14 protein-coding genes are annotated in these 15,635 nt (G+C 60.6%); 5 read left to right on the plus strand and 9 right to left on the minus strand.

Going from position 1 to position 15,635, the window contains the following annotated elements:
- Window positions 1-25: 25 nt before the first annotated feature.
- The gene (locus AD662_RS21640) at window positions 26-1,636 is read right to left on the minus strand and encodes an ATP-binding protein (RefSeq protein WP_053189715.1); all 1,611 of its coding nucleotides are present in this window, start codon (window positions 1,634-1,636) and stop codon (window positions 26-28) included.
- Window positions 1,633-2,355 carry a response regulator gene (locus AD662_RS21645; RefSeq protein ID WP_018610287.1) on the minus strand — a complete coding sequence of 241 codons (723 nt, stop codon included), beginning with the start codon at window positions 2,353-2,355 and terminating at the stop codon, window positions 1,633-1,635. Before AD662_RS21645 ends, AD662_RS21640 begins: the two co-directional genes overlap by 4 nt.
- 894 nt (window positions 2,356-3,249) lie before the next feature.
- Between AD662_RS21645 and AD662_RS21650 the strand changes: the two genes are divergently transcribed.
- On the plus strand, window positions 3,250-6,141 hold the full coding sequence (locus AD662_RS21650; RefSeq protein WP_018610285.1) for a ribonucleoside-diphosphate reductase subunit alpha: 2,892 nt from the start codon (window positions 3,250-3,252) through the stop codon (window positions 6,139-6,141).
- Between the two features lie 266 nt (window positions 6,142-6,407).
- On the opposite strand, the gene flgE is transcribed toward AD662_RS21650, so the two are convergent.
- From flgE to AD662_RS21680, 6 genes are all read right to left on the minus strand, one after another.
- Window positions 6,408-7,706, minus strand: coding sequence for a flagellar hook protein FlgE (gene flgE, locus AD662_RS21655; protein ID WP_018610283.1), 1,299 nt, complete (start codon window positions 7,704-7,706; stop codon window positions 6,408-6,410).
- Window positions 7,707-7,734: 28 nt separating this feature from the next.
- Window positions 7,735-8,457, minus strand: a complete 723-nt coding sequence (gene flgD, locus AD662_RS21660; protein WP_053181162.1) for a flagellar hook assembly protein FlgD — start codon at window positions 8,455-8,457, stop codon at window positions 7,735-7,737.
- Between the two features lie 15 nt (window positions 8,458-8,472).
- Entirely contained in the window at window positions 8,473-8,916 is a 444-nt protein-coding gene (gene flgC / locus AD662_RS21665) for a flagellar basal body rod protein FlgC (RefSeq protein ID WP_014339780.1), read from the minus strand.
- A 3-nt stretch (window positions 8,917-8,919) separates the two neighbouring features.
- Window positions 8,920-9,327 (minus strand): flagellar basal body rod protein FlgB, encoded by a 408-nt coding sequence (gene flgB / locus AD662_RS21670; protein ID WP_018610277.1) that lies wholly within the window; start codon window positions 9,325-9,327, stop codon window positions 8,920-8,922.
- Between the two features lie 361 nt (window positions 9,328-9,688).
- Window positions 9,689-10,516, minus strand: a complete 828-nt coding sequence (cheR, locus tag AD662_RS21675) for a protein-glutamate O-methyltransferase CheR (protein ID WP_018610275.1) — start codon at window positions 10,514-10,516, stop codon at window positions 9,689-9,691.
- Between the two features lie 58 nt (window positions 10,517-10,574).
- Window positions 10,575-11,501 carry a chemotaxis protein CheV gene (locus AD662_RS21680; RefSeq protein ID WP_018610273.1) on the minus strand — a complete coding sequence of 309 codons (927 nt, stop codon included), beginning with the start codon at window positions 11,499-11,501 and terminating at the stop codon, window positions 10,575-10,577.
- 78 nt (window positions 11,502-11,579) lie between these two features.
- Between AD662_RS21680 and flgA the strand changes: the two genes are divergently transcribed.
- From flgA to AD662_RS21700, 4 genes are all read left to right on the plus strand, one after another.
- A complete protein-coding gene (gene flgA, locus AD662_RS21685) occupies window positions 11,580-12,344 on the plus strand; it encodes a flagellar basal body P-ring formation chaperone FlgA (RefSeq protein ID WP_018610271.1) in 765 nt (254 codons plus the stop codon).
- 172 nt (window positions 12,345-12,516) lie between these two features.
- Window positions 12,517-12,834: a flagellar biosynthesis anti-sigma factor FlgM gene (flgM, locus tag AD662_RS21690; RefSeq protein ID WP_018610269.1), complete on the plus strand. Its 318-nt coding sequence runs from the start codon at window positions 12,517-12,519 to the stop codon at window positions 12,832-12,834.
- Window positions 12,835-12,881: 47 nt separating this feature from the next.
- Window positions 12,882-13,349: a flagella synthesis protein FlgN gene (locus AD662_RS21695; RefSeq protein WP_018610267.1), complete on the plus strand. Its 468-nt coding sequence runs from the start codon at window positions 12,882-12,884 to the stop codon at window positions 13,347-13,349.
- A gap of 92 nt (window positions 13,350-13,441) precedes the next feature.
- Window positions 13,442-14,188 (plus strand): flagellar brake protein, encoded by a 747-nt coding sequence (locus tag AD662_RS21700; protein ID WP_018610265.1) that lies wholly within the window; start codon window positions 13,442-13,444, stop codon window positions 14,186-14,188.
- 61 nt (window positions 14,189-14,249) lie between these two features.
- On the opposite strand, the gene AD662_RS21705 is transcribed toward AD662_RS21700, so the two are convergent.
- Entirely contained in the window at window positions 14,250-15,617 is a 1,368-nt protein-coding gene (locus AD662_RS21705; protein WP_053189716.1) for an MFS transporter, read from the minus strand.
- Between the last annotated feature and the right edge of the window lie 18 nt (window positions 15,618-15,635).

Raw genomic sequence — 15,635 nt, forward strand, 5'->3', positions numbered from 1 at the left:
GGCGGTCGATCAGGCACCCCACCTATCAAGACCTGTCCTGATGCCGCGGCCAACTCAAGCTGAAGCACGCCCCACCCAGACTCTTGCTCTTGCCGATCAGTGCCCGACCGTCGTGCCAGTGGATGATCCGTCGCACGATCGACAACCCCAGCCCATGGCCGCCCGAAGCCCGGGCACGGCTGTCGTCCAGGCGCAGGAAGGGCTTGAAGATCCGCTCCCACGCCGCTTCCGGCACACCAGGCCCGTCGTCTTCCACGTCCACCCGGCAGCGCAACTGGCCCACCTGGTAGCTGACGGTGACTCGGGAACTGGCGTGGCGCATGGCGTTGCCCACCAGGTTCTGCAGGGCGCGATGCAGAAAGCGTGGCTCGGCCTCGACCCAGGCGCCGTCGCAATCGGCGGCCGACAGGCATAGACCGCGCTCGACCGTGATCCCGGCCCGCAACGGCCCCAGCTCATCGATCACTTGATTGACCAGCGCATCGAGGTCCACCCGCTGGAAATTCAGGGCCGGCGACCCCTGTTCCAGCCGCGCATAGGTGAGCATTTCGTCCACCAGCCGATCCAGGTCTTCGATGTCGTGGTCCATGCCCGCCAGGTATTTGTCCCGGGCCTGGGACGTGGTGGCGCTGCCGAGCATTTCCAGGCCGAAGCGCAGGCGCGCCACCGGGGTACGCAATTCGTGGGACACCGCCCGCACCAGCTCACGCTGGATCGCCAACAGTTGCTGCAGGTGCTCGGCCATGCCGTTGAACGCCGCGGCCAGTCGCCCGACCGAGTCGGCGCCTCGGGCCGGCACCCGGGTTTCCAGGCTGCCCTGGGCGATCTGGGTAGCGGCCGACTCCAGGCCACGCAAGCGCCGCTCCAATTGGCGCACCAACAGGTAGACGATCAAGCCGATCAGGCTCAACCCCAGCGCCGCGATCAACACCAGCCATTGCGGCGGATAAGGGTTCATCTGGTACAGCGGACCGATCTCCAGCACCCACGGCGTGCCGACCATCCCGGCGAAGACCCGGATGGAGTCGCCGCCCTTGCCCAGCGCCATCACCGTATCGCCCTCGGACACACGACGGCGCTGGTCTTCGTCCATGTCGGCCTGCTCGGCGGTCATGAGCCGCAGGTCGAAACCGAAACCTTTTTCCTGCGCCAATTGGGCGAGCCGCTGGGGTTGATCGGCTACCGGGTAACGCACCAGCTCGTCGGCCAACAGGTAGATGGTCGCGCGGGCCAGTTGTTCGCTGATCTGCTGGACTTCCCCCACCAACATCAGTTGTTCGCCATCGCTGACCAGCCGATAGACTTTCGCCGCGTGCGGCCCGGTCTGCTCGACCAACGCCTGGCCGCGCAGTACGCGGGTGCGCTGGCCAAGGTCGAGGTCGGTCTGGGTGAAGGTCTGCAACGCCAGGGGAATGCCCAGCAGGCGCTCCCACACCAGCAACGCCCGCCGCCGTTCGGTGTCGTTCATCGGCCGCAGGTTGTCGGCCATCAACGAAAACGTACCGTGGGCCAGGCGCTCGCGGTATTGCTCGCTGCGGGTCTGGTTGAGCAGGTGCAAGGCCAGCACACCGAGGACCGCCACCAGCACCAGTGCCGCACACATACCGCCATAAATACGCAGGAAGATCGAATTCACGGTGCGAGGTCTACGCAGGCTTCAGGAACGAACAGGTAGCCTTTGCTGCGAATGGTCTTGATCAACCGTGGATGGTCCGGGTCGTCGCCGATCTTGGGGCGGATACGTGAAATGCGCACATCGATGGAACGGTCCTGGCCGTCATAACCAATGCCGCGCAGGGCGGTAAAGATTTCTTCCCGAGACAGGATGCGCCCGGCATTGGACACCAGCAGCCACAGCAGGTCGAATTCGGCGCTGGTCAGCTCGATACCGTTGCCCTGCAACCAGGCTTCGCGCAGGGCGTCGTCGACCACCAGCGGGCCGAATTGCAGGCGTCGCGGCTTCTGCGCGACGTTCGGCTCCGGTTCGCTGCGCCGCAGCAGGGCCTGGATGCGCGCCAGGAGCAAACGCGGGCGAACCGGCTTGCAGACGTAATCATCGGCGCCCAGGTCCAGGCCCTGGATCTGATCGGTGTCGTCGGTGCGGGCGGTGAGCATCAGGATCGGCCCGTCATAGTGCTCGCGCACCTTGCGACAGATGCTCAGGCCGTCTTCGCCGGGCAGCATCAGGTCGAGGACCACCAGGTCCGGCTGCTCGGCAATGATCCGCGCCGCCGCCACCGCGCCGTCGCCTTCGATGGCGACACGCAATCCGTTGCTTTCGAGGTATTCCCGGGTCAGCTCGGCCAGACGCTGGTCATCCTCGACGATCAATACCTGCCAGGCTTCTTGTTCCACTGGGGCCTCGTCTTGCTGCGAATATAAAAGGAAGGATCAGCACAAACCCCTGTGGCGAACACAAAACCCTGTGGCGAGGGGATTTATCCCCGCTGGGCTGCGCAGCAGCCCCACATTGGCAACCGTGCGTGTCAGACAGAACGCAGGGGGCCGCTTCGCGACCCAGCGGGGATAAATCCCCTCGCCACAAGTGTCCGCTTCGAATACAGCCCCCGTCTTTTTGTCATGTTAAAGGAGGATAAACACACCCACGCATGGGCCGATTGTATAAACGTCGCCTGCGCGGAAAACAAGCGGACAAATGCGTTTCGATCGGCTGGGTTTTATGTGGTAATGTCCGCGCCCGCAAAAACCACCGGGCTGTTTTCGGATCGTCGAAATCGACGAAAAAAGGTCCACTCCAGCTAGGTCGCGGCCTACAGAGCAGTTCCACGTTTCGCACACAAATTACGCACAGGCTTATCCACAGGTAGTACGTTGCATACCCCCCAAAAACGCATTATCTTGTAGCCCGCCGCGCAAAAAACCCTACATGTAGGGTTTCAGGCCAAAAACCAAACACAAGTCGGGCAGAGAATTCAAGCGCTTTTCTTGCTTCTGTCCAGCTGAAACACCGAATTCCCCCAAGCCCAGACCGCCCCTGCGGATGGCAACTGTTTCAAGGTCGAAAACGACCGAAACGGTACGGGTGTTGCAGTCAATTGCTGCCACCCCGTCAACCCGGTTTCGAGCCTCGCTCGCAACCTGAGAACTTCGGATGGAAGCGGCATTAAACGCCTGCTTCCTACTGTCCCGAGGTTGTTATGCCCGGCGCCAGTCGGTTGTAGTGCTTCAGGACGGAACGGTGGGCACCGTGATGGTGCCCAAACAAACATAGAGAACGTGGAGACACCCATGCACACCGACACAACTCGCGAGAACCCGCAGGGCACCGCGCCGCTGGCCGCCGATTCGAACCCGGATCTGTCCGCCACCGCGCCGGGCCAACTGCGTGTGATCAAGCGTAACGGCACTGTCGTTCCTTACACCGATGACAAGATCACCGTCGCCATCACCAAAGCGTTTCTCGCAGTTGAAGGTGGCACCGCTGCCGCTTCGTCGCGAATCCACGACACCGTGGCCCGCCTGACCGAACAGGTCACCGCGACCTTCAAGCGTCGCATGCCCTCGGGCGGCACCATCCATATCGAAGAAATCCAGGACCAGGTCGAACTGGCCCTGATGCGTGCCGGCGAGCAGAAAGTAGCCCGCGACTACGTGATCTACCGTGACTCCCGCGCCAAGGAACGTGCTATCCGCACCCCGGCCGACGCACCGGTCCAGGCCCACCCATCGATCCGCATCGCCCGCGCCGACGGCAGCCTGGCGCCGCTGGACATGGGCCGCCTGAACACCATCGTCACCGAGGCCTGCGAAGGCCTGGAAGAAGTCGATGGCGACCTGATCCAGCGCGAAACCCTGAAGAACCTCTATGACGGCGTCGCCCTCAAGGACGTCAACACCGCGCTGGTGATGACCGCGCGGACCCTGGTGGAACGCGAGCCGAACTACTCCTTCGTGACCGCCCGCCTGCTGATGGACACCCTGCGTGCCGAAGGCCTGAGCTTCCTGGAAGTCGCCGAGAGCGCGACCCACCACGAAATGGTCGACCTGTACGCCAAGGCCTTGCCGGCCTACGTCGCCAAGGGTATCGAGTTCGAATTGCTGAACCCGGTCCTGGCCGAATTCGACCTGGAAAAACTCGGCAAGGCGATCAACCACGAGCGCGACCAGCAGTTCACCTACCTGGGCCTGCAAACCCTGTACGACCGTTACTTCATCCACAAGGATGGCGTGCGTTTCGAACTGCCGCAGATCTTCTTCATGCGCGTGGCCATGGGCCTGGCGATCGAAGAGAAGCAGCGCGAAGACCGTGCGATCGAGTTCTACAACCTGTTGTCGTCCTTCGACTACATGGCCTCGACCCCGACCCTGTTCAACGCCGGTACCCTGCGTCCACAGCTGTCGAGCTGCTACCTGACCACCGTTCCAGATGACCTGTCGGGCATCTACGGCGCGATCCACGACAACGCCATGCTGTCGAAATTCGCCGGTGGCCTGGGCAACGACTGGACTCCGGTTCGCGCATTGGGCTCGTACATCAAGGGCACCAACGGCAAATCCCAGGGCGTCGTGCCGTTCCTCAAAGTGGTCAACGACACCGCAGTCGCGGTCAACCAGGGCGGCAAGCGCAAGGGCGCGGTCTGTGCCTACCTGGAAACCTGGCACATGGACATCGAAGAGTTCATCGAGCTGCGCAAGAACACCGGTGATGACCGTCGTCGTACCCACGACATGAACACCGCCAACTGGATCCCTGACCTGTTCATGAAGCGCGTCTTCGATGACGGCAAGTGGACCCTGTTCTCGCCATCCGAAGTGCCAGACCTGCACGACCTGACCGGCAAGGCTTTCGAAGAGCGCTACGAGTACTACGAAGCCCTGACCGAGTACAACAAGATCAAGCTGTTCAAAGTCGTCCAGGCCAAAGACCTGTGGCGCAAGATGCTGTCGATGCTGTTCGAAACCGGCCACCCATGGCTGACCTTCAAGGACCCGTGCAACCTGCGCAGCCCGCAGCAGCACGTGGGCGTGGTCCACAGCTCGAACCTGTGCACCGAGATCACCCTGAACACCAACAAGGACGAGATCGCGGTCTGCAACCTGGGCTCGATCAACCTGCCGAACCACATCGTCGACGGCAAGCTGGACACCGCCAAGCTGCAACGCACCGTGAACACCGCCGTGCGCATGCTCGACAACGTGATCGACATCAACTACTACTCGGTGCCACAGGCGAAGAACTCCAACTTCAAGCACCGTCCGGTCGGCTTGGGCATCATGGGCTTCCAGGACGCCTTGTACCTGCAGCACATCCCGTACGGTTCCGATGCCGCGGTCGAGTTCGCCGACAAGTCCATGGAAGCGGTCAGCTACTACGCGATCCAGGCTTCCTGCGACCTGGCCGACGAGCGTGGCGCCTACGAGACGTTCCAGGGTTCGCTGTGGTCCCAGGGCATCCTGCCGCTGGACTCGCAACAGATCCTGATCGCCCAGCGCGGCCAGAAGTACATCGACGTTGACCTGAATGAATCCCTGGACTGGGCACCGGTTCGTGCCCGTGTACAGAAAGGCATTCGTAACTCCAACATCATGGCCATCGCACCGACCGCCACCATCGCCAACATCACTGGCGTGTCGCAGTCGATCGAACCGACCTACCAGAACCTGTATGTGAAATCGAACCTGTCGGGCGAGTTCACCGTGATCAACCCGTACCTGGTTCGCGACCTCAAGGCCCGTGGCCTGTGGGACTCGGTCATGATCAACGACCTGAAGTACTACGACGGTTCGGTGCAGCAGATCGAACGCATCCCGCAAGAGCTCAAAGAGCTCTACGCCACTGCGTTCGAAGTGGACACCAAGTGGATCGTCGACGCCGCCAGCCGTCGCCAGAAGTGGATCGACCAGGCTCAGTCGCTGAACCTGTACATCGCCGGTGCTTCGGGCAAGAAGCTGGACGTGACCTACCGCATGGCCTGGTACCGTGGTCTGAAAACCACTTACTACCTCCGTGCCCTGGCCGCGACCAGCACCGAGAAGTCGACCATCAACACCGGCAAGCTGAACGCTGTTTCCAGCGGCGGCAACCACGGTGACGATTCGGTCCTGGCTGCTCCAGCAGGCCCAGCGCCAGTGCCAAAGGCCTGCGCGATCGACGAGCCGGATTGCGAAGCTTGCCAATAAGCTGAGCGGGTGGGCACGTAAAAGCGCCTGCTGAAAGAAGCCCCCGATAGACTGCTGGTTTATCGGGGGTTTTCTTTTGCCTGGAGAAAAGTCGGTGCCTGGACTGGCCCCATCGCGAGCAAGCTCGCTCCCACAGGGGTAAGCATTCCAATGTGGGAGCGAGCTTGCTCGCGATGGGGTCAGGCCAGGCACCACAAAAATCACCGCCCATGAAAAAGCCCCTCTTGCGAGGGGCTCCTTGTGCAGCCTTCAAACAACCATCGACATCAAGCCATCTGAATGATGGTCTGCATGATGGTGCTCTGTGTGGAGATGGTCTTGGCGTTCGCCTGGTAGTTGCTTTGCGCCTTGATCAGCTCGACCAGTTCGTTGGTCAGGTTGACGTTGGACTCTTCCAGGGAGTTGGAGACGATCGAACCCAGGGTCCCGGTTTCCGGAGCATCGTAGCCCGGGATGCCCGAGGCGAAGGTTTCTTTCCAGCTGGTGCCGCCTACCGGCTGCAAACCCTGCTCGTTGGTGAAACTGGCGAGGGCGAGCTGACCGATCGGCTTGGTCTGGTTGTTGCTGAAGTTGGCCAGCAATACACCGCTGCCGTCGATGGTCAGGTTGGTGATCTGGCCAGTGGCGTAACCGTTCTGAGCCGGGATCGAACGCGCGGTGTCGGCGTTGAACTGGGTGGTATTGCCCATGGAGATCGTGATGGTTGGTGCACTGGCGGCGCCGTTGGCGGTCCATGTCCCGTTGGTCACGGTGCCAGGAACCCAACCGGTCAATACCAGATCGCTATTGACCGTCGCTGGCGGAGTGGTGACCGTGGTCAACCTGCCGCTCGAATCGAAGTTCATGGTCGAAGGAACAGGCGCGGTCACACCGGTCGTGGTCGGCGCGGTGCCGTTGAGGTTACGACCATCGATCAAGGTATAGACGTTCCAGGTGTTGCCGGCAGTCTTGACCATGTACTGGTCCATGGAATGCTGGTTGCCTTGGGTGTCATAGACCGGGGTGGTGAATTGCTTGGTGAACGTGGCGGTGTCGGCCGGATTGAACGCCGCGGTGATCGGCGTTGCCGTCGAGTTCAGGTTGATCGTCGAGGAAACCAGGCTGGTGGCATTCGGCGGCAGGTTCGAGGTGTCGATGCGCAGGTCGGTCAGGATACCGTTCTGGATCTTGCCGTTGGCATCCACGCCATAGCCTTGCAGGCGCGAAGTGCCGTCGCTGTTGGTGATGAAGCCTTCCTTGTCGGTCTTGAAGGTACCGGCACGGGTGTAGCTCAGGGAGCCGTCGTTGCTCAGGACAAAGAAGCCCTGGCCCTGGATGCCCATGTCCAGCACGTTGCCGGTGTTGTTCACGTCACCCTGGCCGAACTGCTGGGAAACGTTGGCCAGGCGCACGCCGTTGCCGACGGTCTTGCTGCCCGAACCCAGCTTGGTGGCCGAGTAGACGTCTTCGAATTCCGCGCGGGACGATTTGAAACCGGTGGTCGCCACGTTGGCGATGTTGTTGCCGGTCACGTCCAGCTGTTTGTTGGCTGCATAGAGACCGCTAAGGCCGATGTTGAAAGACATGTTGACTCCTTTTGCCGGTTAGTCGGCTCTACATACCAATAGTTTGTACTTTGGACAGGGCAATGCTGCCCAGTCCGGCCAGGTTGAGCATCAGTTCACCGCCCGTCTGGCTGATCGTCACGCTGCTGACCGTGGCCGGCAGGTTGGTGATCAACGACGTGGCCTTGCCGTCGATGGTGGTCGAGGCCGCGAAGGTGTAAGTGCCCGATTCAACGACCGTGCCCGCATCGTTCTTGCCATCCCAGATGAACGCGGAATTGCCGGCGTTCTGGCTGCCCAAGTCGATGGTACGAACGGTCTTGCCGTCCTTGTCCACGATCTTGACGGCGACAGAAGACACCGATGTCGGTACCACCACCGTGCCGTTGAGGCTCTTGGAGGTATCGACCACCGCCTTGTCACCCGGGGCAATGACCGAGCGGCCCACCAGCGACGAGGCCTGCAAGGCCTGGGACGAGTTGTAGTTGCCGGCGATGCCGCTCACCGTCTCGTTGAGGGTGGTGATGCCTTCCAGGCTGCTGAACTGCGCCAACTGGGCAACGAACTCACCGTTATCCTGTGGCTCCAGCGGGTTCTGGTTTTTCAGTTGGGTCACGAGCAACTGCAGGAACGCATCCTTGCCCAATTCCTTCTTGCCGGTCGCCGAACCAGTCACCGTGCCCAGGGAATCAGTCGTGGTGTTGGTCTTGACCGAGGAGTTGGCCAGAATCTCGTTGAGGCTCAAACCACTTGTCGTATTGGTAACGCTCATGTGACTCGCCCCTTATCACTGACCGAGGGTCAGGACCTTCTGCATCATGGTTTTGGCGGTGTTCATCATTTCGACGTTGGTCTGGAACGAACGGCTGGCGGAAATCATGTCGGCCATTTCTTCGACGACGTTGACGTTCGGGTAGTAGACGTAGCCCTTGGCGTCGGCAGCCGGATGGTTTGGCTCATAACGGGCATCGAGGTTGCTCTGGTCTTCGACCACGCCAAGCACTTGTACGCCCTGCCCGGCCGCGTCCTGCTCCTGGAACAGCGAATCGCTGCCGCCGGACTGGCCGCCCTGGAACATGGTGGCGAATACCGGGTGGCGGGCGCGGTAGGTCTGGTCGATGCTCGACGAAACGGTCTCGGCGTTGGCGATGTTACTGGCGACGGTGTTCAGGCGAGTGGTCTGGGCACTCATGGCACTGCCGGCAATGTTGAATACGCTAGCAATCGACATGGCTTACTCTCCGCGCAGGGCCGATACCAGCCCTTTGAACTTGCTGTTGAGCAGGGTGAAGCTGGCCTGGAAGTTCACGGAGTTTTCCGTGTAGTTGGACTGTTCCAGTTGAGCGTCCACGGTGTTCTGGTCGATCGACGGCTGCATCGGCGTGCGATACATCAGCGATTCGTCGCCATTGCCCAGGCCTTCGGCTTCGATATGACGGGTGTTGGTCATGTTCAGGGCGAAGTGGCCGTTCTTGGTCTTCTCGCTCTGCTCGGCGAGCACCTTGGAGAAGTCCAGGTCACGCGCCTTGTAGTTCGGGGTGTCGGCGTTGGCGATGTTGTTGGCCAGGACTTCGGCACGCTGGGCGCGGAAGCTCAGGGCCTGTTCGTGGATACCGAGCGCTTTATCGAAGCTGATGCTCATGGCGGAAACCTTTGGGTGACCAGAATGTACGTACGACGGCTAAAGCAAGCGCCGTGCCATTTTCAGAAACCCCATAAACCGGGGCTTTGCGGGCACCGGCAACGCGGCAATGCCAGAAAAGCGGCAACGGGTTTCCGCCGGCTGCCGCTTTTCTGCCGCTTTTCAAGGGCAGTGATATTCCAAATGTGGGAGCGGGCTTGCTCGCGAAAGCGGTGTGACTGTGACAGTTATCTTGACTGACACACCGCTTTCGCGAGCAAGCCCGCTCCCACAGGGGATTGGTGGTGAATGGAGGAAAAACTGGCAGGCAAAAAAAACGGGAGCCCTTTGGGACTCCCGTTTTTTTGACAGCTCAAGCCAATCACTTTGCCTGGTAGATGATCCCCGGGCTGCATTGGACCATCTGGTAATGATCCGGCAAACCGTTCAACGCCTCGGAGGCGCCGAGGAACAGGTAACCACCCGGCTTGAGCGTGCTGTGGATGCGCAGCAGGATGTCTTTCTTCACTTCGGCAGAGAAGTAGATCAGCACGTTGCGGCAGAACACGATGTCGAACTTGCCCAGGCTGGCATAGCTGTCCAACAGGTTGAACGAGCGGAACTCCACCCGGCTCTTGATCGGCGCCTTGACCACCCATTTACCCGGCCCTTTCGGATCGAAGAACCGTTGCAGGCGATCCGGCGACAGGCCACGGCCGATGGCCAGGCTGTCGTACTCGCCGGTCTTGCAGTTGTTGAGCATGGTTCCGGACAGGTCGGTGGCGACGATCTGCACGCCGCCTTTCAACTGGCCGAGGTTGGAGCGTTCGAACTCATCGATGGACATCGACAGCGAATAGGGTTCCTGCCCCGATGAACAGGCCGCCGACCAGATTCGCAGGCGCTGGCCCGGGCTGGCCTTGATGGCTGCCGGCAGCACTCTGTTCTTCAGCACCTCGAACGGATAGGTGTCACGAAACCACAGGGTTTCGTTGGTGGTCATGGCGTCCACCACCATCTCGCGCAAGCCGCTGCGCGGTTGGGTCTGGATACGCTGCACCAGCTCGCCCAATGACTTGAGGCCCTGTTGCTCCATCAATTTATTGAGACGGCTCGACACCAGGTACTGCTTGTTTTCACCAAGCAAGATGCCACAGGCTTTTTCCAGGAAGACCCGGAACTGTTCGAAATCCAAATTACCCGTAGACAAGATACCGCCTCTTTCATCGTGTTGACTTGCCGGGCGCACCACGCGCCCGACCTTTACTTTATTCTGCTGCCTTGATCCGATCGACGACCCGGGAAGCCAGGTCATCGGGGCGGAATTTCGCCAGGAAATCGTCGGCACCGACCTTCTTGACCATCGCCTGGTTGAAAACCCCGGACAACGAAGTATGCAAGATGATGTGCAGCTTTTGCATGCGCGGGTCGCTGCGGATTTCCGAGGTCAGGGTGTACCCGTCCATCTCCGGCATCTCGATGTCGGAGATCATCATCAGAAACTCTTCTTCCGGCTTCTTGCCCTCGTCGACCAGTTTGCGCAGGTAATCCAGCGCCTGCCGTCCATCGTTCAAGGCCACCACCTCGACGCCGATCGTTTGTAGACAACGGGTGACTTGCTTACGTGCCACCGAAGAATCATCAACGGTCAGTACGCGCAGTGAAATCGCCTTGTGCTGGGTTTCGGCATCGACCACGCCCAGGGAAATGGTCTCCGTGGTGGGCGCCACTTCGGCAAGGATCTTCTCCACGTCGATGATTTCCACCAGTTGGTTATCGACCCGGGTCACCGCCGTCAGGTAGTGATCGCGGCCGGTGCCCTTGGGTGGCGGATGGATCTCCTCCCAGTTCATGTTGACGATCCGCTCCACCGAGCGCACCAGAAAACCCTGGGTCTTGGTGTTGTACTCGGTGATGATCACAAACGGATTGCTCTGGTCCAGCAGCCGGCCGGAACCCGTCGCCATCGCCAGGTCGAGAATCGGGATGGTCGCCCCGCGGATATTCGCCACGCCGCACACGACGGGATTGGACTTGGGCATCAGGGTCAGCTTGGGGCATTGCAGCACCTCGCGAACCTTGAATACGTTGATCCCATACATTTGTTGGCCGTCGAGACGGAACAACAACAGCTCGAGGCGATTCTGACCGACCAGCTGAGTGCGCTGGTTTACCGAATCCATTACTCCCGCCATGCCCTGACTCCTACATAACGCTAATGTGTCCGACGCGCATTCATCACTAAACGGCACGGGGCTTGCTATTGAACCGGCATGAACGCACAAACGACATTTTCTCGACGCCTGACCACTCACTGCCGCCACTGGCTCGGTGCACTGCTGGCTGTCTGCTTGTTCGCTTCGGGCGGTCCTGCCCTTGCTGCAGTTCCGGTTACCTTGCCTGATCTACTTATCGGCGTCACTCAGGGCTTTCTTGAATTCACCGTAGAAGACTATCTGGCTACCAGTCAAACCGAAGGTCGTTACGAAATCGAAGTCAACCAGCTCGACCCACGCTTGCGCATGCCCATGTGTGACAAGGAATTGACTGCTTCGCTGGAGAGCCCGGCCCGGCCCCTGGGCCGCGTCACGGTGAAGGTTCGTTGCGACAGCGCCGCGCCCTGGACGGTGTTCGTGCCCGCTCAAGTGCGCCTGTTTCGAGACATTGTCACCACCACTCGTCCGCTTAAACGGGCCGGGATCGTCGAGCCCCAGGACGTGATATTGCGCGAACGGGACATCAGCCAGATCACCCAGGGCTTCCTGACCTCCGTCGACCAGGCCATCGGGCAGAAACTTGTCCGACCAATGGTCGCCGATCAGGTCGTGACACTGGTGCACCTGGAGCAGGCCGAGGTGGTCCGCAAGGGCGACCAGGTGGTCATCACCGCCCGCAGCGGCTCCCTGGCCGTGCGGATGCCCGGCGAGGCCCTGTCCAACGGCGGCATGCGTGAACAGATACGGGTAAAAAACCTCAACTCCCAGCGCGTGATCAAGGCGCAAGTGATGGCCCCTGGCCAAGTGGAAGTGGCGATGTAGTGATTGGGTAGAGGAGGTAGAAAGCTGGCGCTTGATCCCGGTGTTCCCTAGACTGTGCCTTACACAAAGGCAAGCGCAGACGTGCGCACGCTCATTGTATAAATGAGCCTAAAGTTTTTTGGGGGATGGCCGAAAACATGGCAAGCGTCCAAATACCCAGAGGTTTTTTACCATGGTCATCGATTTCAATCGTTTAAACAGCTCTTCACCGCTGACAGGCACTACGCGTACCAGCGCCACCAAGGAAACCGCCGAAGCCGGCAAATCCGCGCCGCTGCCTACACCCGCCGAACAAGTCAGCAACGGGGAGTCGGTACACCTCAGCACTGAGGCTCAGCAGTTGCAGAAGGTCACTGACAAGCTGCGCGATCAACCTGTCGTCGACAACGCCCGCGTGGCCGAGTTGAAAGCAGCAATCGCCGATGGCAGCTACAAAGTCGACAGCAACCGCGTAGCCAGCAAACTGCTCAACTTCGAAGCCCAGCGCTAGGCCACCGCCTGCGCCAGGCTTTTGGACGCTAAGACCCAAGGCCAGCCATGCACGACACTCATTTATTGCAACTGATCATCGACGACTTTGTTCCAGCACAACAATTGCTGGAATTGTTGCAGGCCGAATCCGTGGCACTGCACGGTCGCGACATGCCTCTGCTGGAGAATATCCTGGCGCAGAAACAGGCATTGATCATCTTGCTTGACCAGCATGGCCGCAAACGCAGCGAGATCCTCGCCAGCCTCAACCTGCCCGCCAATCATGACGGCCTTGAGCAGTTGGCCAGCCAGTCGACCCTCGGCGATCAGTTGCTGTCCCAGAGCAACGTGCTCAACGACCTGCTCGCCCAATGCCAGGCGACCAACGCCCGCAACGGCCAGTCGATCCTGATGCAGCAGGCCGCCACCGCCAACCAGTTGCGCATTCTCAACGGTGGCGAGATCCCGACGCTGTATGACGCTAGCGGTTCAACGGCCCGAATGGTCAAGCACCGCCCGCTCAGCCAGGCATGAAACGAACAATGCCTTCGCTCTATCAACGCGCGATACATGCTGGCAAAATGCCCGCCTTTCGTAGTCGTATTTTGCCTGGAGATTGACTCACCGTGTTCAATGCCTCAAACGCGGATGATGCTCCGCAGCCGCCCAAGGTCCTCACCACGCCCCTGGAAATCTCCGGCAACCTGCGGATGCTGCAAGAGAGCCACGACCCGCTGATCATTACCTTCCACGAACGCACCCAGCGCTTCCAGAGTTATCTGGTCAACGTCGATCGCGAGACCAACTCCATTGCCCTGGATGAAATGATCCCCCGGGACGGCGAGCGTTTCCTGCTGGCCGGCGAGCCGTTTCGTGTCGAGGGTTTCCATGACGGCGTGCGTATCGCATGGGATGGCAAGGGCCCACTGACCATCGATGAATCCAGCGACGGTCGCTGCTATCGCGGCGCCCTGCCCGACGAAGTGGTCTATCACCAACGTCGCAACGCCTTCCGCGCCGCCCTGAAACTGGCACAACTGGTGAGCGTTGAACTGGGCGGCGACAAGATGAAGTCCCCGGTGGATGGCAAGCTGCTGGACATTTCCGCCACCGGTTGCAAGTTGCGCTTCGAGGGCGACATCACGGAGCGTCTGCAATTGGGCCAGGTGTACGAGCGCTTCATCGCAGCCCTGCCGTTTGGCAACATGACCGCGCCAGTCGAGCTGCGCTACCTGCATTTCGAAGAAAGGATCAACACCACGTTCGCCGGTGTACGCTTCCACAACATCAGCGGCCTGGTGCAACGGCAGGTCGAGCGGTTCGTCTACCAGCTCCAGCGAGAAGCCCGGCGCTTCGATAAAGACGACCTCTGATTTTCGAGGCATAAAAAACGGGCAGTCCCTTGCGGTGACTGCCCGTTTTTTTATGCCTGCTTCAAGGCCTGGCCTGGGTAAAACTCGGTATCTCAGGCGCCTCGGTTTCTGTTTCAGCCTCGGCCGCAGCCTCAGTGGTCGGCTCAGGCTCCACGTCCGGATTGGCCGGCGACTGCATCTGCTCCTGCACCACCTGCTCATCCACCCGTGGATCAAGACACGCCACCAAAGGCGAACTCGACATGCTGTCCGGCATTGCCACGTGATGCAGCGGTGCGTCATCGACCTGATGCAGGTTGGTCACCGCTTTCGGCCGGATCCGCCACACCAGCACCAAGGCGAAGAAAGCGAAGAAGGCGTAGAGCATCTGGCTGCCGAACATCTTCATCAGCACACCGGCCACCAGCGGCCCGATACTGGCGCCAACACCATAGGTCACCAGCAGCATCGCGGTCAGGGACACCCTTCGATCAGCTTCGACGTGGTCGTTGGAAAATGCCACCGCCAGCGGATAGAGGCAGAACTGCACCAGCGAACAGAAGAATCCCGCGACGAACAGCACCTCCAGCGGCACCGTCGGAAGAATTGCCAATGGCAGCGCACAGATCGTCAGGACCAGCGCAAAGCAGCGGATCAACAGCGCCCGGTCATAACGGTCGGACAGCCACCCCAGCGGCCACTGCACCAGCAATCCGGCGAAGATGCAGCTACCCATGAACAGACCGACCTGCTCGGTCGACAGGCCCTGCTGAGAGGCATACAGGGGCGCCAGGCCATAGAACGAGCCGACGATCAACCCGGAACCCAGCACCGTACTCAATGACTGCGGCACACGCTTGATGAAGAAACGCGGCTCCATGGGCGCCGGATGCAGCGCCGCCGGGTGAATTCGCCGGGTCAGTGTCACCGGCACCAGGCACAAGGCGAAGCACAGCGCCACCAGCATCAACAGCTCAGGCCCCAGGGCCGGGTGCATGACCAGGATCAACTGGCCCAGCACCAGCCCCAGATAGGAGGCAATCATGTAGCCGCTGAACACCACGCCACGCTGCTTGGCGTCGGCCTGTTCGTTGAGCCAGCTCTCGATGACCATGTACTGGCACATCATCCCGAGGCCGACGATCATCCGCAGCACGATCCAGGCCGGCAGCCAGTCCACCAGGCCATGGCCCAGCACGGCCGCCCCGACAATCCCGGCGCAGGCCGAATAGGCGCGGATGTGGCCAACGCGGGCGATCAACCGGTGGCCGATCTTGCCACCCAGCACCAGGCCGAAATAGTTGGCGGCCATCAGCGCACCGACCCAGAGGCTGTCCACATGGTCGGCGGCCAGGCGCAAGGCCAGGTAAGTACTCAAGAGGCCCGAGCCGATCAACATCATCAGCGAGGCGAAATAAAGCGCTCGAAAAGGTTTCCAGATTTGGCGCATCGGCGTTCCGAGCGGCTC

This window comes from Pseudomonas kilonensis, from assembly GCF_001269885.1.
Taxonomy (GTDB): Bacteria; Pseudomonadota; Gammaproteobacteria; order Pseudomonadales; family Pseudomonadaceae; genus Aquipseudomonas; species Aquipseudomonas kilonensis.